Origin of the sequence: Deinococcus ficus (assembly GCF_003444775.1) — a bacterium.
Taxonomy (GTDB): domain Bacteria; phylum Deinococcota; class Deinococci; order Deinococcales; family Deinococcaceae; genus Deinococcus; species Deinococcus ficus.
On record NZ_CP021082.1, the window covers coordinates 248,272 to 273,458 of the forward strand.

Here is a 25,187-nt window from a genome sequence, read left to right on the forward strand (position 1 = left end):
GGCATGATCTGCGGGCATTGGCTGCCCCGGTTCTGCCGCCACTGGTCCCCAGCAGGGACATCACACCGAAACCACGCGGAAAGCCCCCTCAGCCGGGCGTGTTTCTGTTCAGGGCGCGCGACATCAAGGAGCTGCTCCGTGGCTGGAGCGTCCGGGCGATGAACAGCACGGCATTCGGTGACTTGATCGAACCGGGAGCGGACCAGCCGCCGCTCCCGAGTGGGCCGTGAAAGCCTGACGAGGAAGGCATGACACGCCGTGTCCAGCACAACTGGAGTGAAGGACGCCATGGTATCAGCGTAGTATTGTGCATCGCCAATGTCTTGACTGGTAACGCACCGAAAATTGCCGATTCCTGCACAATCACGCACGTCTCAATCCGATGAAGGGCAGGAGAGAATCGAGTCCTACCTGACTCCACAGGGGAGGCGCACAGGCCCGCAGCCTGGTTCGCCGAGGCCCCGACCCCCATCGTGCCGGCCGCTCCGGCTCGCCTCCTCAATCCGGGATTCAGGAGAGCCAGAGCCGGCCAGCAGGCATCCTCGCACCCGAACACAGCCCCGTTCACAGCTCACCGCCAGCTTGATCAGGGCGTCCATGTTCACGGCAGGCCCGGCGTTGTCGGGGCGTGCCGGGATTACCGCTTCACCAGGTCTTTCCAGGCGACGGGCAGGACGGGGTTGAAGACCCAGCCGGTCACCTCACTGCGGTAGAAGCGGTACTCCCGCTCGGCGGGGATCAGGATGAACGGGGCCTGGGTGTACGCCCGCCTGGCCAGCTGCCGGTAGAGCCCGTTGCGCTGAGCTGGCGTGACGGTGCTTCGTGCCTGGTCGATGAGGCGGTCGGCGGTCGCGTCGTTCCAGTTGAGCCAGTCTCCGTAGTACCCCTTGCTGTGGTAGAAGGTGTACACGAAATTGTCGGCGTCGGCGTAGTCCGGGGACCAGCCCATCATCACGAGGGGTTCACGGCCGCGGTTGTCACTGGAGAGCAGGTCACTCCAGGGTTTGGGCTGGACGTTGATGCGGAACTTCGGGTTGATGGACTCGATGCTGCTTTTGAGCACCTCAAGTGCGGTCTGCTGAGCGGCGCTGCCGGCGCGGTAGTGCGCGGTGAGCGTGAACCCGGACGTCCAGACTTTGCCGCCCCAGGCCTTGCGGAACAACTCCGTGGCCCGTTTCGGGTCGTAGGTGGCTTTCGGGGCGCTGGGGTCGTACCCGGGGAACGTCTCGGGCAGCAGCATGGTGCGCTGGAATCCCTGGCCTTTGAGCTGATCTCGGATGTACTGCCCGTAGTTGAAGGCAGCGGTGAACGCCTGGCGGAGGGCGGCGTCTTTGAAGAAGTCAGGGGGAACGCCCTTGCCGTCCAGTTTCCCGCTGCCGAGCGCGCCGGGTTTGATCTGCTGGTTCATCAGGATCGCCCAGGCCTGCGTGCTCGGCAGGCCGTCCGTCCAGCCGACTCCGGGCCGGCCGCGCATCTGCGCTTCATCCGCGGCGCGGCCGCTGCCTTCGATCAGGTCGGCGTCGCCGCGCAGGAAGGCCTGCTGGCGTGTGGCGGGTTCAGCCACGCGCTGGCGCAGCACCTGCTTGATCGCGGGCGGGTTGCCCCAGTACCCGCTGAAGGCGGTGAACAGGTGCGTGGTGGCGTCGGCACGGACGAGCTGGTAGGGCCCGGTGCCGTTGGGTTTCCTGGACAGGGCGCTGCCTGGGGTGAGTTTGCCCACCCAGGCTTTCCACGTCTTCTCGGTGCCGTCCCATTCGCCGATGGACGCGCTGTACGCCCGGTTCACGATGACCTGGCCGGTGTACACGAGTTTGGACAGGAAGGCCGGGTCGGCTTTCGGCAGGGTGAACACGAGCTGGCCGTTGGTGCACTGGACGGCCTTTTGAATGCGGGCCCAGGTGATGGTCTTGTCGTCGTTGGCGTTGCGGCTGGTGCCGAGGAGGCTCTCGGCGAGGAACCAGTTGCTGCTTTCGCTGGAGTTGGTGACGAGGTTGCGGCGGAAGGTGTACTCGGCGTCCGCGCAGGTGAATGGAGCGCCACTATGGAATTTGACGTTCGGGCGGAGCGTGAACGTGAAGCGCCGGCCGCCGTCCGTCGCTGCCCAGCGGGTCGCGAGCATGGGTTTGAGGCGGCTGAGACTGGTGCCTTGGTAGGTCAGGAGCGTGTCGTACATCTGGGCGATCAGCCCCAGGGAAGTGGTGTCGTACGCGATGGCCGGGTCGAGGGTCGGCACGTCCGCGGACGCCTGGATCACGAGGGTGTCCTTGGATGAAGCCGCCAGTGCAGGTGAACCCAGGAGCAGGCCGGCCAGCAGGGCCGGGGCGAAGGCGTGGTGCATGTGAGACCTCCAGGAGTGAGGGGATGGGGTGTGGCCGGTGGCCTTGGGCAGCGCGCCGGCTGAGAGGCAGGTTGTGCGTGAGCACCTCTACCGTAGGGGAGGCCTCCACCTGCCGTCTTGTACGAACGCCTGCCCGGCGTGACCCATGCGGCATACCGGGCAGGGGAAGTGGGCGGCTGCGGGTTCAGTGCCCGGGGCGGGTGATCTGCCGGAACTGGCGGGGGGTCAGGCCCGTGGTCTGCCGGAAGGCGCGGGTGAACGCGCTGTGATCGGCATACCCGCACTCGAAGGCGACCTGGGCGATGGAGTCGTCGGTGGTGGTCAGCTGCCGGGTGGCCGCTTCGAGGCGCGAACGGATCAGCAGCTGAGTCGGGGTCAGGCCGTACACGCGTTTGACCTGGCGTTCGAAACTGGAGACGCTCATCCCGGCGATCGCGGCGAGGGTGCCGACGTCCAGGGGACGGTCATGGTGGTCGTGCAGGTGCTGGACCGCGCGGTTGAGTTGCGGCAGGTCACTGCGCCCGGCGCCGAGGTCGCGGGACAGCCCGAGCAGTCCGACAACGGCCTTCCCGTCGTGCAGGGCTCGCTTGGTGGTGAGGCACCACCCGGTGCGGCCGTTCGGGTAAAGGTGCAGTTCGAGGTGTTCCGTCAGGGGCTGCCCGGCCAGGACCCGGCGGTCCTGGTGCGTGAAGCTTTCCCCGAGGTTGCCTGGGAACAGGTCGCTGGAGGTCCGGCCGACCAGGTCGGCCGCGTCCCGGACGTGCAGGCGCTGCAGCAGCGTCTGGTTGGCGTAGATGTACCGCGCCTGCGCGTCTTTGAGGAAGACGACGCAGTCGGGGAGGTAGTCGGCGAGTTCGAGCAGTGTGGCGTACCCGGCGAGGGGAAGGTCAGTCACAGGCGGGAGACGCACGGGAAAAGTATGCAGGAATCGGCAGCTGAGGGGTCCCCGGGCCTCAAGACAGGGCCCGGGGCGAACCTCTAGCGTTTCAGGCATGACACAACCGAGCCTGGCCACGCCTGGCCGCATTCGCTTCATCGACTCCCACACGGCCGGCGAGCCGACCCGGACGGTCCTGTCGGGCTTTCCCGCGCTTCCTGGGGAGACGCTGGCGGAGCAGCGTCTCGCCCTGGCCGGGGCGTTCGGGGACTGGCGCACCCTGGTGAACAACGAGCCGCGCGGGAGTGACGTGCTCGTCAGTGCCCTGCTGGTCCCGCCGAAAGCGCCTGACTGTGCCGCAGGCGTCATCTTCTTCAACAACGTCGGCGTGCTGGGCATGTGCGGTCACGGGACGATGGGCGTGGTCGCCACGCTCGCCTACCTCGGCCAGCTGCAGCCAGGTCAGCACCGCATCGACACGCCAGCGGGCGTGGTCACCGCCACCCTGCACGGGGACGGGCGGGTCAGTGTCGCGAACGTCCGCTCCTACCGCCACCGGGCCCGGGTCACGGTGAACGTCCCAGGCGCCGGAGTCGTGGAGGGGGACGTGGCGTACGGCGGGAACTGGTTTTTCCTCACGTCGTCCGTTCCCGCGTCTATCTGCCTCGGCAACGTCGAGCGCCTCACCGACCACGCCTGGCGGATTCGCGAGGCGCTGCACGCGCAGGGCGTCACCGGCCAGGGCGGTGAGGTCATCGATCACATCGAGTTGATGGAGATGGGGGACGTGGCCCGGAATTTCGTCCTCTGTCCCGGCAAGGCGTATGACCGCAGCCCCTGCGGGACCGGCACGAGCGCAAAACTGGCATGCCTCGCCGCGGACGGTCACCTCGCGCCCGGTGTGGTGTGGCGGCAGCAGAGCGTCATCGGCAGTGAGTTCCAGGGCGCGTACGTCCCCGCACGCGACCGCACGGGCATTCTCCCGACGATCACCGGCCAGGCCTTCGTGACCGTGGAAGGGGAGTTGATCGCCGACCCTGAAGATCCGTTCCCGTGGGGCATTCCGGCTGCGGGGGCCGGGTCGGGCGCGTGACGCGCGGGGCAGTGGCCGTCGTGGTGGGCGGCGGCATGGTCGGCGCGGCCTGCGCGGACGCTCTGGCGCGCGCCGGTGCGCGGGTGACCGTCGTGGAGGAGCGGTGCGTCGGCGCCGGCGCCACGGCCGCCGGCATGGGTCACCTGGTGGTGATGGATGACAGCCCGGCGCAATTGGCGCTGACCAGCCGCAGCCTGGAGCTCTGGGCGGAGCTTGCCAGTGAGCTGCCGGTCCGGGCCGAGTACCGCCGCTGCGGCACCGCCTGGGTCGCCAGCGACGACGCGGACGCGGCGGCCGTGACGGCCAAGCAGGCCGCGTACCAGGCCGTGGGCCGCCGCGCGACGGCCGTGGACGGGCCGGAACTGGGGCGCACCGAGCCCGCCCTGCGGCCTGGCCTGGCTGGTGGGCTCCTCGTGCCGGATGACGCAGTGGTGTACGCCCCGGTCGCCGCGCAGTTCCTGCTCGAGCGGGCCGGCGTCACCGTCGTCCGCGACGCCGTGGTGGCCGTGGATCCGGGAAAGGTCAGGCTCGCGTCCGGTGGGACTCTCCCGGCGGACTTCACGGTCCTGGCCGCCGGCATGGGCGCCCTGGCGCTCCTGCCCGATCTGCCCCTGCGGGCCCGTAAAGGGCACCTGCTGATCACGGAACGGGGTGCGCCGCAGGTGCGCCATCAACTCGTCGAACTGGGGTACCTCCGCAGTGCCCACGGCAGTGAGGAAGACAGCGTGGCGTTCAACGTGCAGCCCCGCCCGACTGGGCAGCTGCTGATCGGGTCCAGCCGGCAGTTCGGGCAGACGGGACCGGACGTGGAGTGGCCGCTGCTTCAGCGGATGTTGAGGCGGGCCGCGGCGTTCCTGCCCGCCCTGACCAAAGCCAGCGCGCTGCGCGTGTGGACCGGTCAGCGCTGCGCCACGCCCGATCACCTGCCCTTGATCGGTCCCCTCCCGGACCGCCCGGACCTGCTGCTGGCCGTGGGCCATGAAGGCCTGGGGATCACCACGGCCCTGGGCACGGCAGAACTCCTGCTGCACCACCTGACCGGCCGGGTGACGCCCCTGGCCGCGCACGACTTCACCACAGCCCGCCTGACCGGGCCCCGGGAGCACGCGCATGCCTGAACTCTGGATCGGACACCAACGCGTCAACGTGCCGGAGGGCGCAAGCGTGCTCGCCGCCCTGCTCGTCCACCATGGGGCGCTGCGGCGCAGCCTCACCGGTGAACCCCGCAGCGCCCTGTGCGGCATGGGCAGCTGCTTCGAATGCCGGGCCCGGGTGGACGGGCACCTCGTCCGGACGTGCCTGACGCCCGCCCGGGACGGCCAGCGCGTGGAGGTGTCCAGTGAGTGAGGTGTTGCGGACCGACGTCCTGGTGATCGGGGCCGGCCCGGCCGGGCTTTCGGCAGCCCTGACCGCTGCGCGGGCTGGGGCTGCGGTCCTTGTCGCGGACGCGCTGCCGTCCGCCGGCGGGCAGATCTGGAGGGGCGCCACCGCGCAGTCCCCCGGGGAAGCTGGAGCTGTCCTGAAGGCGCTGGCCACCGAGCCCCGCGTGGAGGTTCTCGCTGGCGCCTCGGTGCGCTGGACGGAACCGGACCGGACCGTGGTGCTGAGCACCTCCCAGGGCCTCAGGCGCGTTAAGGCCGGAGCGATCATTCTCGCCACGGGGGCCACGGAGCGGTACATGCCGTTTCCCGGCTGGACGCTGCCGGGGGTGGTGGGCGCCGGCGGCCTGCAGGCCCTGACCAAAAGCGGTCTGGACGTGACCGGGCAGCGCGTGGTGGTGGCCGGCACCGGGCCCCTCCTGCTCGCCGTCGCCCAAAGTTTGAGGCAGAAAGGCGCCCGCGTACTCGGCGTCGCCGAGCAGGCCCCCTGGCGTTCTCTGGTTCGAATGGGGGCGCACGCGGCCACCCAGCCCGGCAAAGGTGTTCAGGCCGCCCGGATGATGCTCGGGCTGCTGGGCGTGCCGGTCTGGCCGGACACCTACCCCATCCACGCGACCGGAACGGAACGCGTGGAGGCGGTCACGCTGCGCCGTGGCGGGCGCGACACCACCCTGCCGTGCGACTGGCTGGCCGTCGGGTTCGGCCTCGTGCCAGAAGTCCGCGTGGCCCGGATGCTGGGCTGCGCCGTGGCGGGCGGCGCCGTTCAGGTGGACGCGTCCCAGCGGACGAGCGTGACGGGCGTGTACGCCGCCGGGGAGGTCACGGGCATCGGCGGTGCCGACCAGGCCCGCTTCGAAGGCCTGATCGCCGGCCTGAGTGCGGTGGGCCAGTCCCCACCGCACGGACATGCGGCCGAGGCGGCCCGCCACGCCGCGTTCGCGGCGCTGCTGGACTCCGCGTTTGCCCTCCGGGACGAGGTGCGGGCCCTGCCGGCTGCCGACACTGTGGTCTGCCGGTGCGAGGACGTCACGCACGGTGAGCTCCGCCGCAAAGCGCACTGGGAGGAAGCCAAACTCCACACCCGGTGCGGGATGGGGGCGTGCCAGGGCCGCACCTGCGCCCCGATCACCGCCGCCCTGTACGGATGGTCCCCTCCGGCCCCCCGACCCCCGCTCCTGCCCACCCCTCTGGAGGACCTGATGTCGTAGTCCAGTCCCTCCGACCGTCCCTGTACTTCCGCCACGTTCCGCCCCAGGAGGCTTTCCATGACCCAGAAAATGTTCGAAGGAGTCTTTCCCGCCATCACCACCCCCTTTCAGGAAGACGGGCAGGTAAACCACGCGTTCCTGCGCGACCACGCCCGGTGGATGATGCAGGCCGGGTGCCGCGGCATCGTGCCGCTCGGTTCCCTCGGGGAGGGCAACACGCTCAGCTTCGACGAGAAAGTTGCCGTCCTCCGGACTCTCGTGGACGCCCTGGACGGCGCGCCGGTCATTCCCGGCATCGGCAGCCTCAGCACGCAGGAAGCGGTGCGCCTCGCCCAGGCCGCGCACAAGGCGGGCTGCCAGGGCCTGATGGTGCTGCCCCCTTACGTGTACACCAGTGACTGGGAGGAGATGAAAGCGCACCTCAGCGCCTTGATCGAAGCGACGCCGCTGCCGGTGATCCTCTACAACAACCCCGTCGCGTACCGCACCGATTTCCTGCCGGAGCAGATCCTGGAACTGGCCCTGAAGTACAGCAACGTGCGCGGCGTGAAGGAATCCAGCACGGACGTCCGCCGCGTCACGGCGCTCGCAGCCATTCTTCCGCCGCACGTCGAACTGCTCGTCGGGGTGGACGACGCCCTCCTCGAAGGCATGGCCGCGGGCGCCACCGGGTGGATTGCCGGACTGGTGAACTCGCACCCTGCGGAGTCCGTGGAGCTGTTCGACCTGTGCCGCGCCGGCCGCTGGGAGGACGCGATGACCCTCTACCGCTGGTTCCTGCCGCTGCTGCGCCTGGACACCGTGGTGAAGTTCGTGCAGCTGATCAAGTTCGTGCAGGAGGAAACCGGGCACGGGTCCGCCCGGGTTCGCGCGCCGCGCCTGGCGCTGACGGGTGCGGAGCAGGCGGAGGTGCGCCGCGTGCTCCAGGTGGCTGGTCCGGCCCCGACGCTGAGGACCGCGGCCCTGTGACCCGGGCACCGCACTCCGGGAACGGCGGCATGGGGACGGCCCTCCCCCGCGCCTTCCTGGTGACCACCCCGGAGGAGTTCCGGCAGACCCTGGACCGGGCAGACCAGGCCGCGCGCCCCTACGCCGCCGTCAGTTCGCAGCGGCGGAGTGAATTCCTGCAGGCGGCGGCCCGCGCGGTGCGGCAGGCCGGGAGTGCTCTGGTCAGCGCTGCCATGCGGGAAACCGGGCTCAACGAAGCGCGCCTGACCGGCGAGGTGGAGCGGACGGCCAGTCAGCTCGAGTTCTTCGCGCGGACGGTGCTGGAGGGCTCCTGGGTGGACGCCCGCATCGACCGGGCCCGGCCGGACCGGACGCCCGTCCCGAAACCCGACGTGCGGAGCATGCGGGTGCCGCTGGGTGTGGTGGCGGTGTTCGGCGCGAGCAACTTCCCGCTGGCGTTCAGCACCGCCGGCGGGGATACCGCCTCCGCCCTGGCTGCCGGCTGCCCGGTGGTCGTCAAGGCGCACCCGGCCCACCCGGAGACGGCCCTGCTCGCCGCTGAAGCCCTGGAGCACGCCGCGCACGAGACGGGCATGCCTGAAGGCACGTTCGGCATCGTGTTCGGAGAAGGCCCCCACCTCGGCCAGGAGCTCGTGAAGCACCCGGCCGTGCGCGCTGTGGGCTTCACCGGCTCCCGGGCCGGTGGGCTCGCGCTCGAACAGGTCGCGCGGGCCCGGCCCGTGCCCATCCCGGTGTACGCGGAGATGAGCAGCGTCAACCCGGTCGTCATCACCTCCCGCGCCGCCCGGCGAGAGGGTCTCCCGCGTGGGCTGGCCGCCAGCATCACCGGGTCCGGCGGGCAGCTGTGCACCCAACCTGGCCTGGTGTTCATCCCAGCCGGTGCTGACGGTGACGCGCTCCTGGGCGCAGTGGCAGAACAGGTCCGGCACGCCGAGCCCTGCGCCCTGCTGACCCCGGCCATTCAGGACGCGTACCTGCAGGGCATCCAAAGGGTGACCACGCTGCCGGGCGTGCATGTGCATGCCGCGGCGGGAGGGCCGGCACAGGCCACGCCCGCCGTGATCGAAGTGACCCTTGAGGACTTCCAGCGGCATCCAGCCCTGAGCCAGGAGAACTTCGGACCGAGCAGCGTGGCGGTCCGGTACCGCCACGTGGATGACCTGCCGGAGGTCATCACCAGGCTGGAAGGTCAGCTGACCGCCACCCTTCACGCGGACCCTGACGAACTGCCGGACCTGACCGCCCTGTGCCAGGCCCTCATCGACCGGGCCGGGCGGTTCGTGTTCAACGGCTACCCGACCGGCGTCGAAGTGGGCGCGGCGATGGTGCATGGCGGCCCCTACCCGGCCACCACCGATGGCGTGACCACCAGCGTCGGCAGTCACGCCATGCACCGCTTCACGCGCCTCATGGCCTACCAGAATCTTCCAGACGCGGCGCTGCCTGCGGCACTGCAGGACGCCAACCCGCTGCACCTGTGGCGTCAGGTGGACGGCGAGTGGACGAACAAGGGGCTTACGCCCGGACCCTGAAGGACACCAAGGGCGAAAGAGGGGGGAGCACAGTGCTCCCACCTCTTTCGTTCGCATGCCGGTCAGCTGCCGCGTCGCCCTACTTGGTGACCTTGCGGGCGTCAGGGCTTGGGGGAGCGCATGAAACTGCTTCACGCACGGGTGAGTGCGGGAAGGGCACCGCTCCGGGAAAGTGAGTGAGGAAGTGACCCTCATCCCAGATCGATCCGTCATCGTACAGCGCTCGGTTCGCATTCAGGAGCATCTGAAGGAACTGCCGGCCAGCCACCTTGGGATTGGGCACAGGAACTCCTGGAAGAGAACAGCGCAGCCGAGTCGGATGGATCTCAGGGCGTGTGGAGGACGATGGGCGGAGCATGCAAACCGGAGGTCAGGTTTTGAGACTGAACGGAGAGCGCATAGGGCACGGAGGAGTCGTTCAGCCTTGTTGAAGGTGATGAACGAACGCTACCGAACACAGACGAGGACGTCTTGTGGAAAACGCGTAGCTTGTGAGCGTTGGCGCACAGCACATCCATCGGTGCACTCGACGACAGGGTCGTCAATGCCCAGAAGACATGCCAATACCCTCAGCAGGGGGCGCGCTTAGCTGGCTTCACCCCCCAACAACCCGGAGTCAGGGTGCTCTCCAGCGGCCCCCTGAAGAATGCCGAGATAGAGACCCGATGTCAGGCGATACACCCCGTAGTACAGCAGGGCCACTGCCAGCACAACCCCGAGCATGGACGAGAAGAAGGGTCTGGAGTCGACGATGCCGAACAGGACCAACAGTCGGCTGATGATCGGATACGCGAGCAGAGTGTGGACGACCGCCACCCCGAGGGGCAGGAAGAACATCCAGACCAGCTGCACGTGCGTGGCCCGGCGGATGGTGTCCTGGTCCAACCCAACCTGCGCCATGATCCGGAAGCGGCGACGGTCGCTGTGTCCTTCGGACACCTGCTTGAAGTACGTGATCAACACCGTCCCGGTGGAGAACACGAGCCCAAGGAAGGCGCCCACGAACAGGAAGCCGCCGTTCAGGGTGTAGAACTCCTGAGCGCTGAGGGCCCGGGATTGATATGACAAGTCCATTCCGGCTGGTACGTTCACCGGATCGGGGACGGCTGCGGTGCGGACCGCTCTGGCGTAGGTGAGCAGGTCGCTGGGCCCAGAGGCGTCCGTCTCCCAGCTGAAGGAGAGCAGGTCCGTGGCCGCGCGGGGCCCGGCGCCGGCCGCCACGGTGGCCCTTAGGAGGCGGTCCAGTGCCGCGTCGCTGTCCACCACGACCACGACATTCGAGACCAGTGGATCGGTCAACCCCCGCCACCCGTCCGCGCTGGGCCCCTGAAGGGGACGCAGGGGGACCTGGACGGCCCCGATTCTGAGCGCCGACAGGGAGACAGGCTGCGGGTGCCCGGCGGCCAGGGCGCGCCCGGCGGGCACCCGCACGGTCATGCCGGTCAGGGCCTTGAAGGAATCGGCGGTCAGCAGCATCAGGTGGTCGGGCAGCTTTCCCTGCATGCGCACTGCCCGGGCCGGCTCGAACCGCCCGTTCGCAGCAAAAGTACCCATCACGGACACCTTGCGGGTCATGGCCGTCCAGGTCATGCGCCGGCCGGCCTGCGCTGTGTGGCGCCGAATCCGCCCTTCGGCCGACTGAATGACCATCTGACGCTGGGCGAGGCCAGCCACCGGCCTGGCAGAGCCTGGGGCAGCGGTCAGTGTCAACTCGTTCTGATGCGGGTACCGCTCCTGGAGGGCCGCTTCGGAGCCTGTGAAGATGGTGAGTGTGGTGGCCAGCGTCACCACGGTCATGGTGAGCAGCACGGCGATGTTCGCCAGGCCAGTGGCGTTCTGCCGCATGCGGTAGAGCATCCCGGACGTCGCGATGAACGCCTGAGGGCGGTAGTAGAAGCGCCGGTTCGCGCGCAGCGCCTTGAGCACGAAAATCGAGCCGCTGGTGAACAGTCCGTAGGTGCCTGCGATCACCAGCAGGATGGCCACGAAGATGTTTTGAAGGGCGGCGAGGGGCTGCTTGGTGGTCAGGGACAGGCCATACCCGGCAGCCAGGGCGGCCAAGGCGGCCAGCAGGACCAGCACGTTCACCTTCGGTTCCCGTTCGCCGGCATCCTGGGTGGCGAGCTGCTGGGCGGGCGTGCAGCGGGCCAGGCCCGCGACCTGCCACCCCAACGACACGAGGAACAGCGTTCCGAACAGGGCAGTGGTCAGCAGGGTCACGGGCCAGGACAGGGTGTACCCCATCTGCGCCGGCAGGCGCATCAGGGCATTGAGACCCATGAAGGCCAGGTTCCCGAAGAGCGCCGCGGTCAGCAGGCCGCCGGCCAGTGCGGCGAACGCGATCAGCACAGTCTCCCACAACAAAACCCGGGCCACCTGCCGCTGTTCCAGGCCCAGGACGCGGTACAGCGCCATTTCCCTGCGGCGCCGTTTGTCGAGGAAGCCGCGGGCATACACCAGGAAGACGGCCGAGAACACGGCCGTCACGCCCGCACCGAGGGAGATCAGGGTACCCAGCGCCGGGGAACGGGAGCGGACGAACCCGTTGTTGACCAGTGACGCGAACACGTTGAACAGGGCGATCGTGAGGATACTCGCCAGGACGTACGGGACGATCACGTCACGGTTGGCCCGCAGGCCTCGCCAAGCCAGCTGACGAAACAGGCGGTCAGTCCGCATGGACCGGCTCCCGTCCCAGCAGCGTCAGGGCGTTCAGGACCGCTTCCTGGAACAGCATTCGGGGCTGCCCACCCCGGTACAGCTCGTGGAACACCCGGCCATCACGGATGAACAGCACGCGCCCGGCGGCGCTGGCCGCCGTCACGCTGTGCGTCACCATCAGGATGGTCTGCCCGCCCGAGTGAATGCGGCCGAAGGCGTCGAGCAGTTGCCCGGTGGCCTTGGAGTCCAGCGCCCCGGTCGGTTCGTCCGCCAGGATCAGGCGGGGGCGGGTAATCAGGGCGCGGGCGACCGCGACCCGCTGCCGCTGCCCGCCGGACAGCTCGTACGGGAACTTGCCGAGCTGCGCGGCGATGCCGAGTTCCTCGGCCACTGGCAGCAGGCGCTGCTCCAGCTCGCCCTCCGGCGTCATCGCCAGCACGAGGGGAAGCAAAATGTTGTCCCGGACCGAGAAGTTGTCCAGGAGGTTGAAGTCCTGAAAGACGAAGCCCAGGTGTTCATGCCGAAAGCGGGCCAGGTCCCGTTCAGGAATTGAGGTGAGGGCCCGTTCATCCAGCCACACTTCACCGGTACTGGGCCGGTCAAGGGTGGCCAGGATGTTCAGAAGCGTGGTCTTGCCGGACCCGGACTCGCCCATGATGGCGACGTATTCACCCTGTTGCACGGTGAACGTGACGTCCTCGAGCGCCACCGTCTGGTGGCCGGAGAACCGGGTGGTGTAGACCTTGCGTAAGTTCCTGACGGTGAGCATGGACATGTTCGCGACCTCCTGAGGGCCCACTGGGCCGGGTGGCGTCAGGCTAAGCGGGTCGCACGTTCTCCTGCATTTGCGGCACCTTACAGGCCGCGCCCAGTCTTACGAACGTGTAAGACAGGGCGCCTGAACCTGCGCTCCTCTCTCGCCGAGGTCCAGCAACGCCTGGGTGCCCTGGCCGGGCACCGACTCGAGGCGCAGGTGATGGCCAAGCCGCTCGCAGATCTGGCGGGACAGCGGCAGGCCCAGGCCGCTGGACCCGCCCCGACCTTGACCCGCGAGGCCCGCGTAGCCCCGCTCGAACAGCCGCGGCAGATCCTCGGCACGAATCCCGGGGCCGTTGTCGGCGATCACCAGGGTGGTCGGTTGGTCCGGATGGACATGAATCCAGATGGTGCCGCCCGCCGCGTACTTCAGGGCGTTGGACAGCACCTGCTCAATCACGATATCCAGCCAGGCAGCGTCACTGATCACGCTCAGCCCGGTCGGGGTGTACTTGAGCGTGGTGCGGCTTCCGATAAACAGCGTCCTCTGCCGGCGCAGTGCCCTGCGGATCACGTCATCCACGTCCACCGGGCGGATGTCGAGGTCCGCGCCGGGCCGCTCGAATTTCAGGAACGCCAGCGCCAGGTGCACGTACTGCTCGATGCGCAGGCGTTCACGCCGCAGGTCCGTGAGGGCCAGCTCCTCTTCAGGCGCGGGATCAAGCAGCAGCGCCATCGCCGACAAGGGCGTTTTGATCTGGTGCAGCCACAGGGAGAAGTACGCCTCACGTTCCTTCTCCCTGGCGACCTGAGCCCCGGCCGCGTCCCGGTACGTTGCCGCGAAGCGGGCCAGGGTCACGCCCGCCAGGTCGAGCGGGTACTGCGCCCGGTACGCCGCCAGGTGAGCAGGATCGTCCATGGAGAGCGCCGCGAGCCAGGCCGCCTGCCTGCGCCAGCGCAGGAACAGGACGCCCTGGAAGACCACCAGCATGGCCAGGCTCAGCAGCGCCGCGTACAGCATGAACCCGGCCGGCAATCCCGCCAGGCCCCCCACGCCGAGGAACAACCCGCTCACCAGCCCCCAGAAGAGCCACTGAGGCCACTGGGCGCGCAGGAACGTCCTCAGTTCAGGCACGTTGCCCCCCGGATCCCTCGGAGGTGATGGCCGCCCCGTACCCGTACCCTTTTTTCGTGGAGATCAGCCCGCCTGCGCCCACCTGATCGAGTTTCCGCCGCAGGCGCGTGACGTTCACCGACAGGGTGTTGTCGTCGATGTAGGCGTCCTCGTTCCACAAGAGTTCGCACAGCGTGTCCCGCCGGACGTACCGGCCGGCACTCCGAAACAGGATGCGGAGGATGCGGAGCTCCGTGTGGGTGAGGGAGGCCTGCCCGTCCGGGCCGGACACGGTCATCCGCTCCGGGTCGAGGACGGCCGGACCGGCCTGCAGGTTCTGGGTCTCGCCCGCACCGAATCCATACGTCCGGCGCAGCAGCGCGTGGATTTTGGCCACCGCGACCGCCATCGTGAACGGCTTGGTGATGTAATCGTCCGCGCCGCGCGTCAGGGCCGAGAGGATGTCGGCACTCTCCGCCCTTGAGGACAGAAAGACCACAGGCACGGCCGACTCGGCCCGGATCCGTTCACACCATTCGTACCCGCTCCGACCCGGCAGGCCCACGTCCATGACGACGAGGTCCGGGCGGTAACGGCGGAACTCACCCAGGACGTCCTGCAGGTCGGCCGCAGTCATCGCCCGGCAGCCTGAGCGGCTGAGTTCATCCGCGAGCAGCTTGGCGATGGTGGGGTCGTCCTCGACAATCAGAATGGATGGGGTTCGGGTCATGATTGCTTATCACCTCCTGCACGTGAACGACGTGACCGCCACGGCATGGGCATCCTACCGACCAAGTCCGGACTCATCCCCTGTCCTCTGGTCAATCCGGCCCGCGCAGTCATCCGTTCCCGTGACGGGGTGGTCATTCGTCCTCGTCGAGGATGAGCACGGCACCGCCGGCCTTCACGACGGGCAGTGTGATCGTCCCGGTCTGCGCCGACCGGTCGAACGGGTTGGCGTTCCAATCCACCCCTTCACCCTTTTCGGGGTGGAGGGGCGAGAAGGTTCCGCTGCGCACGACCCGGGCGGCCGCGTCAAAGTCCACCCAGAGTCCGTTGAACCAGTTGTTGCGGCTGTTGACCATCACCCTGGTTCCACTCCCGGACGGGAAGGCATGCACGAAGTAAGGCAATGACAGGCGCAGAACGTTCCGGCGCTCGTCAACAAGACGGCGCAGCGCGGCCTGCTGGACATCCGAAACGGGCAGACTGCCCGGGGAGAGGACGATCTCGGCGGTGCCGGGCCGCTGGGATCGCCAGACCTCCTGCTCGCGGAAGGACTGCGCACTGAGCGCCTGACTGCGGCGCCGGAGGTTCCGGCCGGCCGGTGAAAGCTCTGCTGCTGGGATGGCGCTGAGGAGACGCTTTCCGAGCGGGCCACTGGAGTACGCGAGTTGGTCGACGATCTCTGCGGCCTGTCTCCGGGTGAGGTCCGGGCGGGTCAGTCGCGCCGCCTGGGACCGGGCGGACCAATCCATGGGCCGCAGGGCCGGCACGCTGAGCAGCAGGGTGAGGGCCCCCAGGATGCCCAGACTCAGGCCCGTGGCGCGGGAGAGGCCCGCGAACGCCGGAGAGCGCCGCGTGAACGCGAGGGCCAGGCTGGTGACCAGCAGCCAGACCGCCCCGACCAGCCCGATCAGCCGCTCCTCGGTCAGCCCGTACTGCCCGATGCGGACGCCCAGCCCGTACAGCGCCAGCGCCGGGAATAGGGGAAGCAGGAAGGCACCCACCCGAGTCAGGGCCTGAACAGCCACAGGCAGGGCCGGTGGACGCGCGGAGAAGGCCGCCAGGGTCAGCAGGACGAACACGCCACTGAGCGTGAGGTACAGCGGCGAACTGAGCAGCCCGCGGTACAGCGCTCTGGGGTCCTGTAGCGCCGCGACCGGCAGGACGGCCGCGAAGAGCAGCAGGATCACCGCGGCAACCGGAAGCAGGAACCCGAGGACGTTCGCCAGGGTGCGGGTCAGGGCCAGCCCCCACGGCTGCGCGCGAATGGCCGCCACGAAGAACGCTGAGGCGCCCAGCACGAGTGGAGCGGCGACCTCCGCCTCACCAAGCAGTTGTTGCAGGCCTCGCCAGCCCACCGCCTCGAGCAGCTGCCCGGCAAGCAGCAGCAGGGCGTAGAACAGCGTCCCGAGGATCCCGGCGATCACGCCACTGAGGAGGGAATGAACAGCGAACGGCGGCACGGGCCGCGGCGTCCACCGGCGATGGTCGGTCCACCCGGAGAGCAGCAGCAGGCCTGAGCCCCCAAAAACGGCCAGCAGGAACCAGCCACTCGGATTCAAGGGGTCGCCGATTCCCGACTGCAGGTCACCCTGGCCCGCACCGAGAATGCCCAGCAGCAAAGCGAGACCAGCCGCCCCCCACCGTTGCCGGGCGGACTCGAGGAACACCACGCCCAGACCGGCGGTCCAGGCCGCCACCAGGCCGCCGCCGGTCACGGCTGGCGCCGTGATCATCCATTGATGGTCGGTGGCGAGGCCAGTCAACAGGCCCACGCCCGCCCCGACCAGGGCCGCGAGAGGCAGGGTCAAGGCAGGGTGCCCAGCAGGCAGAGTGGAGGGGGACATGTGGTCACCCTAGGGGACGCCTGCGAAGGACGCGTCGTCCAATAGTGGCGGTTCCGGCCCCCACGCCGTCACGCCATGGAGGAGCCACGGCTGCTATTTCACGGGGCGGTCCTGACGATCAGTCGCCGGGCAGGTCGTGTAAACCGGCGCGCCGTGGGTCAACCAGTCCAGAACGTGATGCATGTCCTGGGCCACTCGTGAATAAGACGCTATCGTTCTCCCTATCAAAGCCGCCGAGTGCGGCTTTTTCTGTTCATCTGGGGCACGCGTTGGGTGAGCCGCGTTAATCGTCGGAGCGTGATGTGCTCCACGCGGGGTACTTTGCGTCGTCGTTCAGCACATCACCGTCCTCGATGATCTGGGTTTTGAGGTCGTCCAGATCGGAGACCGGCCGTTTGAGGAGGCCGTTGATCTGCACGAGGTGGGCGGGTAGGCCGCCGTCCTCATCCCCGTCATCTTCCTCGAAGATCTGCACGGGGACGTTCAGGTCTTCAAGGTCGTAACTGTGGTCGACCATGACGAGCAGTCCGGCACTGAGCTGCCCTTTAACCTCCAGGTACCCGTGGTTGTAGTTCGCGAACACGACGTCGCTGATGTCGGCGTTGCCCATCACGATGATGTCCGAGCCGCCCGAGATGAGGTTGCGGGCCTTCACGTTGCCCTGCACGAGGAGCACCGGGCCCCCGTCCATGTCGGTGTTCAGCAGGCCGCCGTCCAGGATCAGGTCGCCGAAGACGACCAGGACGTTCAGGTCCCAGGTCCCTTCCGGTGCCAGTGCGTTCAGTTCGCCCCAGTCGAGCCGCAGGTCACCGTCGAGGACCAGGTCGCCCTCGCAGATCAGGAGCTGGCTCGTGGGGCGGAAGAAGTAATCGTCGAGGTAGGACGGTACGTAGAAGACATCCCGGAGGTTGACCTTCTCGCTGAGCTGTTCGAACGTGTTGACGATCATCGGCACGCGCGCCAGCGTACCCCAAGCTTCTGACGGGACTCGCCTCCTTTGGGGCCGACGTGGGCGGTGGACTGGACGGGTCGGGTTCAGGTCCGGCTGGGGAACAAGAGAGCAGGGCATCGTTCGAGGCGAGAACCAAGCGGCGGTGCCACTCACAGCCGGGGCGACCTCCCAGTTACGGTATTGGGCTCGCGTTGACCTCCTGACGTTTGAACTGCGGTTCGAGACCCGGTTCCGACGGTGTGTCACCACAGTGGAGTTCTCGCAGGTGCTGGCATGGGGCCAGACCAGGATGGCCACAACGGTCCTAGAGGCCGGCTTGAATGCTGAACAGGCCTTCACTGCGAAGAGCCAGAGCGGCATTACCGGCTGAGGTCAATGAACTTCAAATTGTTTGCCAAGGCAATCACTGCCACCTTCAACCGCATGCTCAGCACCGTCTTCACCTGGCCCCAACGTAAACCCGCACCGGCCAGGACCGAGACGGCCGATAACACGCATTTCCTGGCTGCGCCGCATGCCGACTTCCAGCGCGGATCGGTTCGTCTCGCATTGACCTTCGGCGGTGTCAGGCAGGATCTCGACTGAGAGCCCTGGTCCGCAGGTGAGGTCGGTCTGCACCGCTCACGGAGCCTGGTCGTCGGGAGCAGCTGCCAGGGCAACGTGGCTGCGGAAGCCGTCCTTGACGTACTGCACTCGGCGGGGGTCATCATTCGGGCGGTCGAGGGGGTCCACGTGCACGACCACCCCGTACCCGTCACGGACGACGGTGGTCGACCAGATCAGGTGGTTCTGCTGCAACCGGACACGCGTGTCATAACCGCGTTCCTGGAGGCGCTGCGCCAGGCGCACGGCGAGGTCGGCCGCGTTCACTTTGGACACGAAGCATCCGCCGTCCGCCTCGTAGGAATCCGCGCAGAGGTTCCGGTCAAACTGCACGTCCTCCACGCCCTGCAGATCCGTAACGACCTGCTGATAGAAGTCCTGCACGGTGTTCACTTTCGGCTCCTGTCGACATGCGGAAAGAACGGCCAGGAGGGCCAGGGGGATCAGGGGGGTGCGTTTCATCTCAGGCCACTCCAGATGCTCTGCAGGCGGTGGAATTGCCGGTGCTTCATCTCATCCGGCAGGACGAAGTCCTGGATGGTCAGTTTGCCGACCTTGACGCTTGGCGGCACCCGCACGCCGAGAGCGGTGCCCAACTCCCGGTCAAACCAGGCACGGAAGGTGATGGGGCCGGAGGCCAGCAGGCGGACCAGGTCGAGGGCGCCCCACTTGTCGGAGGTGAAGTGCACCTGCCGGAAGGAGATCAGGGCGACGTGGAGGCGGTGGGACATGGCCCCTCCAGGGTAGTCGCAGGCCTCAGAGTGTCCCGCCGCACGTGCTGACCTGCGCGTGACCATCCTGGCGTCCCCTGCCTTCAGGAGGCCACCCATGTTCTGGATGTTGCTCGGCGTGTTCGGCGCGGTTCTGCTGATCGGCTTCGCCTTTGCTCGGAGGCAGGACCGCATCACCCGGGCCATGGCGGAGATGGAGCAGCCCTCCCCCGAGACAGGGTACGTCGGTCCGCACCGTCCCGGCCCGTCCTGACCATCCCAGACCGCCGAGTGCCGCTTCCATCAATCCTGCGGAGGGGGCACAGAACGCCGCACCAGTTCACTTCCAGATGGCCGGAAGCCCGCCTGCTCGTACAGGCCGCGGGCCATCTCGGTCGTCCCCAGGCTCAGGGTGTGCAGCCCGCGCTGCCGGGCCTCCTGCAGCGCGTGTCCCAGTAACAGGCGGGCGACACCCTGCTGCCGGACGGCCGAGGCCGTGTAGACGTTGACGATCCGTCCCCGCCAGGGGCTCGGATCCTCACGGGTCGGGCCCCATTCGAGCATCACCAACCCGCACCCACCGACCACTTCGCCTGCCGACTCCGCCACCCACCCCAGGTACAGGTCCCGCTCCATCGCCCGCGTCACCCAGGCGGCGTACGAGGTGACGGCCTCATGGTGGGCGTGGAGATCGGGATACCGATGCAGTGCGATCATCGCAGCGTCCGCTGACGTGGCCGGCCGGACACTCAGAGGGGCGTGTGGGGACTGGCCGGCCACCAATCCGCTCACGGCTTCCCGTGACGGAGCCGGGCGAGGCGGACGCTGTCATGGCGCTGGCCCTGCCAATTGCGGGCTTCGGGGACGCGGCCGCACTCCCGGTATCCCACCCGCGCCGCAGCGCGGACCATGCGCTCATTGCCACTCCAGGTGGTGAGCGTAACCACGTGGGCGTCCGTTTCCACAAAGGTCACGTCGGTCCACTGTCGGAGGGCTTCACGGCCGAGGCCGCCGCCCCAGTGCGCCGGGTTGTAGATGACGATGCCGAGCTCCCACCACCCGCCCCCGGCGGGGGCTTCCTCGAAGCGCGTGACCTGCCCGATGCACACGTCGTCCAGGGCAATGATGCGGCTGTGAGGTTGCGGGGGACGGGCCTGCATGTCCTGCACGTAGTCGTCGAAGGGGACGGGACCGGGTTTGTTCGTGAAGTACGGGCCGTCCCACTGTTGCCATTCCGGGCTGGGGGTGGCGCGGGTCCACTGCCAGAGGACCGGGAGGTCGTCAGGAAGGCGGGGGCGCAGGGTGAGGGTGGGCATCCGGGCCAGTGTGCCTCAAGAGGCACGGAAATCAGGCGGTACCTGCCTCTGGCGGCATTTGCGGAGGGGTCCGCAGTGCAAGAAGCCCCAGCAGGACCGTAGCCCACAAGGGAAGAGTGAGCACGCCAGCGCCCATGAACACGGCGGCGAGTGCCACGGCGAGCCCTCCTGTGAGCGTTACCACGGCCCCGGTCCTGGCCTGGGGGCGCAGCAGGGCGAGCGGCAGGCCGATCCAGGTGAGGACGGTCCCGGGGAGGGGCAGGAGGACCGCAATGGTGTCCTGCCGGCTGAGGAATCCGCCACCTGCCATCAGGGTCACGGCGTTCCCGAACAGCACGGACAACACCGCGAGGGCCAGCACGAGGGTGGTGACCAGGGTCAGGGGAAGGAGCCACACCCAGGCGCGGTGGGCTGCCGGGGGCGCCACGGAATGGCAGAGCTCGGTCATGCCTGAGGGGACGGTGGGCGGTGCGCGGTCCGCTGCCCAGATTGTGGACGCCGTGCCACCCGTGATTCCAGGTCAACACGGTGAACTGTGGTGCATGTCCTGGGCGGATCCTGCATAGGGCGCTACCTTGGTCTCCATCAAAGCCGCCCAGTGCGGCTCTTTTTATTGCCCCGCTGTGGGCACCCTTCGCCACAGGCCTTCCTGCGCTTCCAGGGACGCGGGCCAGAACACCAGCGTGAACTGCCCATCGACCTCCTGAACGTCGTAGTCGAGGTGGCAGGTGCCGATCCGCGGCCAGTACTCGGAGAGCAGATCCGCGGCGACCACCTGGATTTCGTCGAGGAGGCTGGTCAGGAAGTGCCTGGGTCCCAGGCCGGTGACGATGGTTTTCTGCACCAGGAGCCCGGAGTCGTTCCCGCGAAGCGTCACCGAATCGTCCGTTGGGGTAAGCGTCAGGCCTTCCGGAAGGAGACGCCAGATCACCGGCAGCTGGGCATGGAGGGCGGCGAGGACCGCATCCCGGTCATTCACAGGCCACGCCGTCGTTGTCCCGGTCGAGTTTGGGGCGGTAGCCCGGTTGGCCGCGCATGATTGGCGCCGCGCCCGCAGCTTTGGCCGCCGTGCAGTTGGCGTACACCACTTCCGCCCGCTGGGCCGGCTGGGGGGGCGTACTCAGGCTGGTGGTGGCCGTCTGCATCCGGACCAGGCTCTTGGCGACGTACCCGCTCTGGCCCTTGTACGTCGTCCGGCACCAGCTCCCCGTGCACGCCACAGTGAGGCTCGTGCCCTTGGGGATCACAGTCAGGACTATGCCAGAGGCGCTGGCGGTGCGGCGGAGGTTGACGTTGCTCGTCATCACGCCGGTGGCAGCCTGAGCGGCGGTGGACAGGAGCACGGCGAGCATCAGGAAGCGTTTCATGCCCCATCCTCGCAGGCCCCAGTCAGCCTTGCGCGCTAGGTTGACCGCATGACGGACGACACGCAGGCACTCGGCGGCACGGTAGTCGTCGATGGCATCGAGGGCCAGTGGGCGAGGGTGGAACTGCCGGACGGCACGACCGAGGACTGGGCACTGTCCAGTTTGCCGAAGGGTGTCAAGGAAGGCGACGTCATCCGGCTGGAGGTCACGGACGGGGATCTGGACCTGGAGATCGACCACGAGGAAACACGCAGACGTCGTCAGGGCGCTCAGGCGCGGCTCGATACGCTGAACCAGGCGGCACCCGACGGGGAGATCACGCTGTGAAGGGAATCATGCTCGCCACGGCCCTGCTGGGCTCTGCCGTTGCGCAGACTGCGCCCAAACCGTCCTCTCCCCCACTGGTGATCCGCTTCCTGGATGTCGGCCAGGGGGACGCCGTGCTAATCACCGCCCCCACCGGCGAGACGATCCTCTACGACGGTGGGCGCAGTGAGGCCAAAATGCGGGAACTGGTCCGGCAGTTCAACATCACCCGCGTGGACCTGGTTGCCGCCAGTCACATGGATGCCGACCACATCACGGGTCTGGTCCCAGCGGTGGCCTTGTTCAAGCCGAAGTACTTCCTGAACAACGGCATTGCCGCGACCACGCAGATCTTCCAGAAGCTGCTGAACGTGACCGCCCTGGCCAAGACCCAGGGCATGAAGGCCACCGGGCAAACCCTCAATCTCGGCACGGTGAAAGTGCGGGTCCTGGCCCCGCCCGCGGGCATGCCGGTCAACGAGCAGAACGTCAACAGCATCGGCCTGATGGTCGAGTACGGCGGCTTCAAGGCGCTGATGACCGGGGACAGTGAGGCACCCCAGACGAACGCCTGGCTCAAGCAATTCGGGGGGCAGGCGTTCGGGCCGGTGGACGTGTACAAGAGCATCCACCACGGGGCCGCGAACGGGGACACGCGGAGCTGGCTGGCGGCGGTGCGCCCACAGAACGTGGTGATCAGTGTTGGACCGAACAACTACGGGCACCCGACGCAGAGTGCGCTGGATCTCTACCGAAGCACGGGCGCAACCACCTGGCGCACGGACCTGCAGGGCACGGTCACCGTGACGGTACAGAGTGACGGACGCTATCAGGTGAGCACGGAGTTCGGCACGGTCGGTCCCCAGCGCCCACCCCTCTCAAGGCCAGGCAAGGCGCCGATCACCACGCCGATCACGCCCAATCCCCCAACCGTCACCCCGACCCCCTCCCTGGACGTGTACTACGCGAACTGCGATGCGGTCCGGGCCGCCGGGAAGTCACCTCTCCTGCGGGGCCAGCCGGGCTACCGGGCGGGGCTGGACCGGGATGGCGATGGCCGCGCCTGCGAGTAGGCCGCTTCTCGGAACCCTGACGTCGCCGCAGACGGCCATGGACACCCGTGCTCAACTTCAGGAGGATCACTCGTGACCACCATGCCACCATTCGATTCGGTGCACCAGACCCTTCAGCGCCTGCAGGCGCGCCTCCCCACTCTGACCGAGGCCGCGCTGGCCGACGTGGCGGCCCTCCTGCAGGCCGCTGACGCGCTCAGTACCGTCCCTGGTGAACCGGAAGAAGAGTCTTTTGAAGCTTTTCCTGGCGATGCCAAGTTGCGGGAGTCGGCCCGGACCCTCCTGCGGTCCTCGAGTGAGATCTTCCTCGGGCTGGCCGACCCGGCCCGCATGGACGCGTCCCGCCGTGCCCCTGGACAGGTGGAAGGTCATGTGGAGCAGGCGTTCGTCGCCGTGTTGAACGTCATGGACTTTCAATACCCGTCCTGGAAACCGGTGGAGCCAGAGCATCTGAACCTGGGCTTCGAGGTGGTCGTGGGACGGCAGTACATCCTGCGCGGGTACGCCCGGTTCGGAGGAGCTGTGCCGGATCTCCGTGACTACCCGCAGCTCCCCTGACGCCATGAGGGCCATCAAGACCATTTACGAGACGTGGATGCCGTTTGAGTCGTGCCCAACGGCAGAGCTGAAAGCCACCCTGAGGGACGCGATCGCTCGCCCCACCCTGGAGTGGGATACGTTCTTTCGCCAGATTGTGGATGACTTCGACGACGAGTCCGATGCCTTCTGGGTCAATTACAGCATCAAGTATGCGCAGTCAGCCTGTGACCGGAACATGGCCATTGCCTGGCTCGAACAGATCCTGACCCACCCGGAGCGGTATGGGGTCCTGGGTGGGGTGTTCGGGTCGGCCGCCAGCACTTTGGGGATGCTGGCCCCGTATCCCAACGAGGTGCTGCGCCGGACCATCACGTTGCAGGAGACCGGGAACCCTGAGATGGATGCCGAGCTCCCGTTTGCCCGGGCCGCGGCCCTGGGGGCGTACGTGATGACGGGCACCACCGTGGACTATGGCTTCGAGGTGAGTCGGCAGTTCCAGGCGAGCGGTGAAGTGCCCACGGTGGAGAAGGCCGAAGCCCTGATCCGGGCGTGGACAGGGAATTGACCACCGCAAGCGATCGGCGTGGAGGTCACCCCCCAAGTTCGCCCGGGGCAGGCTCGGCGGTGAGTTCAATCTTTTCGGTGCCCGTGAAGAGAAAGATGTCGCCGGGGAACTGGCCGGCCAAGTCAGCAGCGAGCTGCGCGGCATCGTCGACGGTCAGGTGCCCGGACCGGGCCAGGATCTGCTGAACGATGTCGAGCGAGGTGGGCCAGTCCGGGAAGTAGGAGACGTACTCGGCACGGCGCAGGGGCCTTTGAGCGACGTTGAATCCGACGTACCCGTCCTCGAAACTGTAAGTGAGTTCCATCAGACTGGCCGGGGTGCGTTTGCGGGCGGTGACCTCGGCGGGCAGCCAGAGGTCCTGGTCGAAGGCGTCCAGGTGCCTGAGGGTCCAGCCGTCCGCCTGGAGGAGATCGAGGAGGAATTGTCGCTGCTCCAGCTGTGCAGCGGTCAGGCTGGCGCGGTCCATGGGTCCCTCCGGGAACGGTTCAGGGTGGGTTCAGATGTGGACGTTCAGGTGCTCGACGGGCGTCCACGTGAAGGGGTCCTGGCGCCACTGGAACCGGAAGCGGGCGTATTCGAAGGAGTGGTGCACCGGCGCTCCCTGGCACGCCCCAGCGGCGGTCACGGGCTGCGCCGTGACCGTGTCGAAGGGGGTGTCGCGCGTCTTGAAGCCCACCAGGGCCAGCGGACGCTCCGCCACGTCATTGGAGACCACCTCGATCCAGTCCGACTCCGCGTACGTCGTGACGTGCAGGTCCCACGGCGGCACGTGAATGGCCTCCTCGTCGGTCGTCAGGCCAAAGCGGAAGGCGCTCAGGACGTAGGTGTCGTAGGCGGCCTGGGCGAGGCGGTCGAAGTCGTCGGACGCCTCGCCGTCCCGCCAGGGGATGCGGGCGCGCTCCAGACTGGGAAGCAGGGCGATCAGGGCGTCCCGGAACACGCCGACCACGTCGGTGGCGGTCGTTCGCCACACTGTCCGGTGGTTCGTCAGATTCTCGGCCACCCAGACGCCGTCCCGGAGGCGGAGGACGGCGTCGGCTTCGTTCTCGTCGTCGTAAATCTTGAGACTCATGCCCTCGTGCAGGCTGGGGAGGCGGTGAAGGTCCTCGGTGGACCTGGGCGTGTCCAGGCGCAACCGGGCATAGAGCGCGCTGGGACTGGGATTGAAGTCGACCCAGATGCGGGACATGCCGCACCATGGCAACGGGACTTCCCTGTGTCAACAGCTCAGTCGTCCGCGGACCTGGGCGAAAAG

At 67.9% G+C, this 25,187-nt stretch carries 28 protein-coding genes and 1 pseudogene; 11 read left to right on the plus strand and 18 right to left on the minus strand.

Annotated features, from left to right (window positions below; all coding sequences use genetic code 11):
* Positions 1–637 precede the first annotated feature (637 nt).
* Both DFI_RS14715 and DFI_RS14720 read right to left on the minus strand, forming a co-directional pair.
* Positions 638–2,338, minus strand: a complete 1,701-nt coding sequence (locus DFI_RS14715; protein ID WP_027463993.1) for an ABC transporter substrate-binding protein — start codon at positions 2,336–2,338, stop codon at positions 638–640.
* Between the two features lie 184 nt (positions 2,339–2,522).
* Positions 2,523–3,248 (minus strand): AraC family transcriptional regulator, encoded by a 726-nt coding sequence (locus tag DFI_RS14720; RefSeq protein ID WP_043779333.1) that lies wholly within the window; start codon positions 3,246–3,248, stop codon positions 2,523–2,525.
* Positions 3,249–3,330: 82 nt separating this feature from the next.
* Between DFI_RS14720 and DFI_RS14725 the strand changes: the two genes are divergently transcribed.
* From DFI_RS14725 to DFI_RS14750, 6 genes are read left to right on the plus strand one after another with little or no spacing between them, the layout of a single operon-like run.
* On the plus strand, positions 3,331–4,308 hold the full coding sequence (locus tag DFI_RS14725) for a proline racemase family protein (protein ID WP_027463991.1): 978 nt from the start codon (positions 3,331–3,333) through the stop codon (positions 4,306–4,308).
* Positions 4,305–5,426 carry an NAD(P)/FAD-dependent oxidoreductase gene (locus tag DFI_RS14730; RefSeq protein ID WP_027463990.1) on the plus strand — a complete coding sequence of 374 codons (1,122 nt, stop codon included), beginning with the start codon at positions 4,305–4,307 and terminating at the stop codon, positions 5,424–5,426. Before DFI_RS14725 ends, DFI_RS14730 begins: the two co-directional genes overlap by 4 nt.
* Complete coding sequence (locus tag DFI_RS14735; RefSeq protein WP_027463989.1) at positions 5,419–5,655, plus strand: 2Fe-2S iron-sulfur cluster-binding protein; 237 nt, start codon at positions 5,419–5,421, stop codon at positions 5,653–5,655. The genes DFI_RS14730 and DFI_RS14735 overlap by 8 nt, the downstream gene beginning before the upstream one ends.
* Positions 5,648–6,895 carry an FAD/NAD(P)-dependent oxidoreductase gene (locus tag DFI_RS20970; protein ID WP_211235366.1) on the plus strand — a complete coding sequence of 416 codons (1,248 nt, stop codon included), beginning with the start codon at positions 5,648–5,650 and terminating at the stop codon, positions 6,893–6,895. The genes DFI_RS14735 and DFI_RS20970 overlap by 8 nt, the downstream gene beginning before the upstream one ends.
* A gap of 57 nt (positions 6,896–6,952) precedes the next feature.
* Complete coding sequence (locus tag DFI_RS14745) at positions 6,953–7,864, plus strand: dihydrodipicolinate synthase family protein (RefSeq protein WP_027463987.1); 912 nt, start codon at positions 6,953–6,955, stop codon at positions 7,862–7,864.
* Entirely contained in the window at positions 7,861–9,396 is a 1,536-nt protein-coding gene (locus DFI_RS14750; RefSeq protein ID WP_051308212.1) for an aldehyde dehydrogenase (NADP(+)), read from the plus strand. Before DFI_RS14745 ends, DFI_RS14750 begins: the two co-directional genes overlap by 4 nt.
* Positions 9,397–9,981: 585 nt before the next feature.
* On the opposite strand, the gene DFI_RS14755 is transcribed toward DFI_RS14750, so the two are convergent.
* From DFI_RS14755 to DFI_RS14795, 9 genes and pseudogenes are all read right to left on the minus strand, one after another.
* Positions 9,982–12,075 carry an FtsX-like permease family protein gene (locus DFI_RS14755; RefSeq protein ID WP_027463986.1) on the minus strand — a complete coding sequence of 698 codons (2,094 nt, stop codon included), beginning with the start codon at positions 12,073–12,075 and terminating at the stop codon, positions 9,982–9,984.
* On the minus strand, positions 12,065–12,832 hold the full coding sequence (locus DFI_RS14760) for an ABC transporter ATP-binding protein (RefSeq protein ID WP_027463985.1): 768 nt from the start codon (positions 12,830–12,832) through the stop codon (positions 12,065–12,067). The genes DFI_RS14755 and DFI_RS14760 overlap by 11 nt, the downstream gene beginning before the upstream one ends.
* A gap of 99 nt (positions 12,833–12,931) precedes the next feature.
* A complete protein-coding gene (locus DFI_RS14765) occupies positions 12,932–13,948 on the minus strand; it encodes a sensor histidine kinase (protein ID WP_051308210.1) in 1,017 nt (338 codons plus the stop codon).
* Positions 13,941–14,657, minus strand: a complete 717-nt coding sequence (locus tag DFI_RS14770; protein ID WP_081425980.1) for a response regulator transcription factor — start codon at positions 14,655–14,657, stop codon at positions 13,941–13,943. The genes DFI_RS14765 and DFI_RS14770 overlap by 8 nt, the downstream gene beginning before the upstream one ends.
* 133 nt (positions 14,658–14,790) lie before the next feature.
* Positions 14,791–16,464 (minus strand): DUF4153 domain-containing protein, encoded by a 1,674-nt coding sequence (locus tag DFI_RS14775; RefSeq protein WP_162145439.1) that lies wholly within the window; start codon positions 16,462–16,464, stop codon positions 14,791–14,793.
* Between the two features lie 319 nt (positions 16,465–16,783).
* Positions 16,784–17,455 (minus strand): hypothetical protein, encoded by a 672-nt coding sequence (locus DFI_RS14780; protein WP_027463983.1) that lies wholly within the window; start codon positions 17,453–17,455, stop codon positions 16,784–16,786.
* A gap of 356 nt (positions 17,456–17,811) precedes the next feature.
* Positions 17,812–18,048: pseudogene (locus DFI_RS20815) on the minus strand (IS982 family transposase); the annotation flags it as partial.
* Positions 18,049–18,073: 25 nt separating this feature from the next.
* A complete protein-coding gene (locus DFI_RS14790; RefSeq protein ID WP_027463981.1) occupies positions 18,074–18,517 on the minus strand; it encodes a hypothetical protein in 444 nt (147 codons plus the stop codon).
* Complete coding sequence (locus DFI_RS14795) at positions 18,514–18,786, minus strand: hypothetical protein (RefSeq protein WP_027463980.1); 273 nt, start codon at positions 18,784–18,786, stop codon at positions 18,514–18,516. Before DFI_RS14795 ends, DFI_RS14790 begins: the two co-directional genes overlap by 4 nt.
* Before the next feature lie 97 nt (positions 18,787–18,883).
* Between DFI_RS14795 and DFI_RS20300 the strand changes: the two genes are divergently transcribed.
* A complete protein-coding gene (locus tag DFI_RS20300) occupies positions 18,884–19,039 on the plus strand; it encodes a hypothetical protein (protein ID WP_162899087.1) in 156 nt (51 codons plus the stop codon).
* Between the two features lie 29 nt (positions 19,040–19,068).
* Here DFI_RS20300 and DFI_RS14800 read toward each other — a convergent pair whose 3' ends face one another.
* The 5 genes from DFI_RS14800 to DFI_RS14820 form a co-directional block, all read right to left on the minus strand.
* Positions 19,069–19,482, minus strand: a complete 414-nt coding sequence (locus tag DFI_RS14800) for a GNAT family N-acetyltransferase (RefSeq protein ID WP_081425979.1) — start codon at positions 19,480–19,482, stop codon at positions 19,069–19,071.
* Positions 19,483–19,553: 71 nt separating this feature from the next.
* Positions 19,554–20,081, minus strand: coding sequence for a GNAT family N-acetyltransferase (locus DFI_RS14805; RefSeq protein ID WP_043779327.1), 528 nt, complete (start codon positions 20,079–20,081; stop codon positions 19,554–19,556).
* Positions 20,082–20,112: 31 nt separating this feature from the next.
* On the minus strand, positions 20,113–20,529 hold the full coding sequence (locus DFI_RS14810) for a hypothetical protein (RefSeq protein WP_027463977.1): 417 nt from the start codon (positions 20,527–20,529) through the stop codon (positions 20,113–20,115).
* A gap of 162 nt (positions 20,530–20,691) precedes the next feature.
* Positions 20,692–21,060, minus strand: coding sequence for a hypothetical protein (locus tag DFI_RS14815; protein ID WP_027463976.1), 369 nt, complete (start codon positions 21,058–21,060; stop codon positions 20,692–20,694).
* Positions 21,053–21,448, minus strand: a complete 396-nt coding sequence (locus DFI_RS14820) for an excalibur calcium-binding domain-containing protein (protein ID WP_027463975.1) — start codon at positions 21,446–21,448, stop codon at positions 21,053–21,055. Before DFI_RS14820 ends, DFI_RS14815 begins: the two co-directional genes overlap by 8 nt.
* Before the next feature lie 48 nt (positions 21,449–21,496).
* On the opposite strand from DFI_RS14820, the gene DFI_RS14825 reads away from it, so the two are divergent.
* The 4 genes from DFI_RS14825 (at position 21,497) to DFI_RS14840 (ending at position 23,932) form a co-directional block, all read left to right on the plus strand.
* Entirely contained in the window at positions 21,497–21,775 is a 279-nt protein-coding gene (locus DFI_RS14825) for a DUF3006 domain-containing protein (RefSeq protein ID WP_027463974.1), read from the plus strand.
* 8 nt (positions 21,776–21,783) lie between these two features.
* A complete protein-coding gene (locus tag DFI_RS14830) occupies positions 21,784–22,827 on the plus strand; it encodes an excalibur calcium-binding domain-containing protein (protein WP_043779363.1) in 1,044 nt (347 codons plus the stop codon).
* 72 nt (positions 22,828–22,899) lie between these two features.
* Entirely contained in the window at positions 22,900–23,385 is a 486-nt protein-coding gene (locus DFI_RS14835; protein ID WP_118375986.1) for a hypothetical protein, read from the plus strand.
* Positions 23,386–23,389: 4 nt separating this feature from the next.
* A complete protein-coding gene (locus tag DFI_RS14840) occupies positions 23,390–23,932 on the plus strand; it encodes a hypothetical protein (protein WP_027463972.1) in 543 nt (180 codons plus the stop codon).
* A 25-nt stretch (positions 23,933–23,957) separates the two neighbouring features.
* Here the strand turns inward: DFI_RS14840 and DFI_RS14845 are convergent, their stop codons facing one another.
* Both DFI_RS14845 and DFI_RS14850 read right to left on the minus strand, forming a co-directional pair.
* Positions 23,958–24,398, minus strand: a complete 441-nt coding sequence (locus DFI_RS14845; protein ID WP_027463971.1) for a hypothetical protein — start codon at positions 24,396–24,398, stop codon at positions 23,958–23,960.
* 30 nt (positions 24,399–24,428) lie between these two features.
* Positions 24,429–25,121: a hypothetical protein gene (locus tag DFI_RS14850; RefSeq protein WP_027463970.1), complete on the minus strand. Its 693-nt coding sequence runs from the start codon at positions 25,119–25,121 to the stop codon at positions 24,429–24,431.
* Between the last annotated feature and the right edge of the window lie 66 nt (positions 25,122–25,187).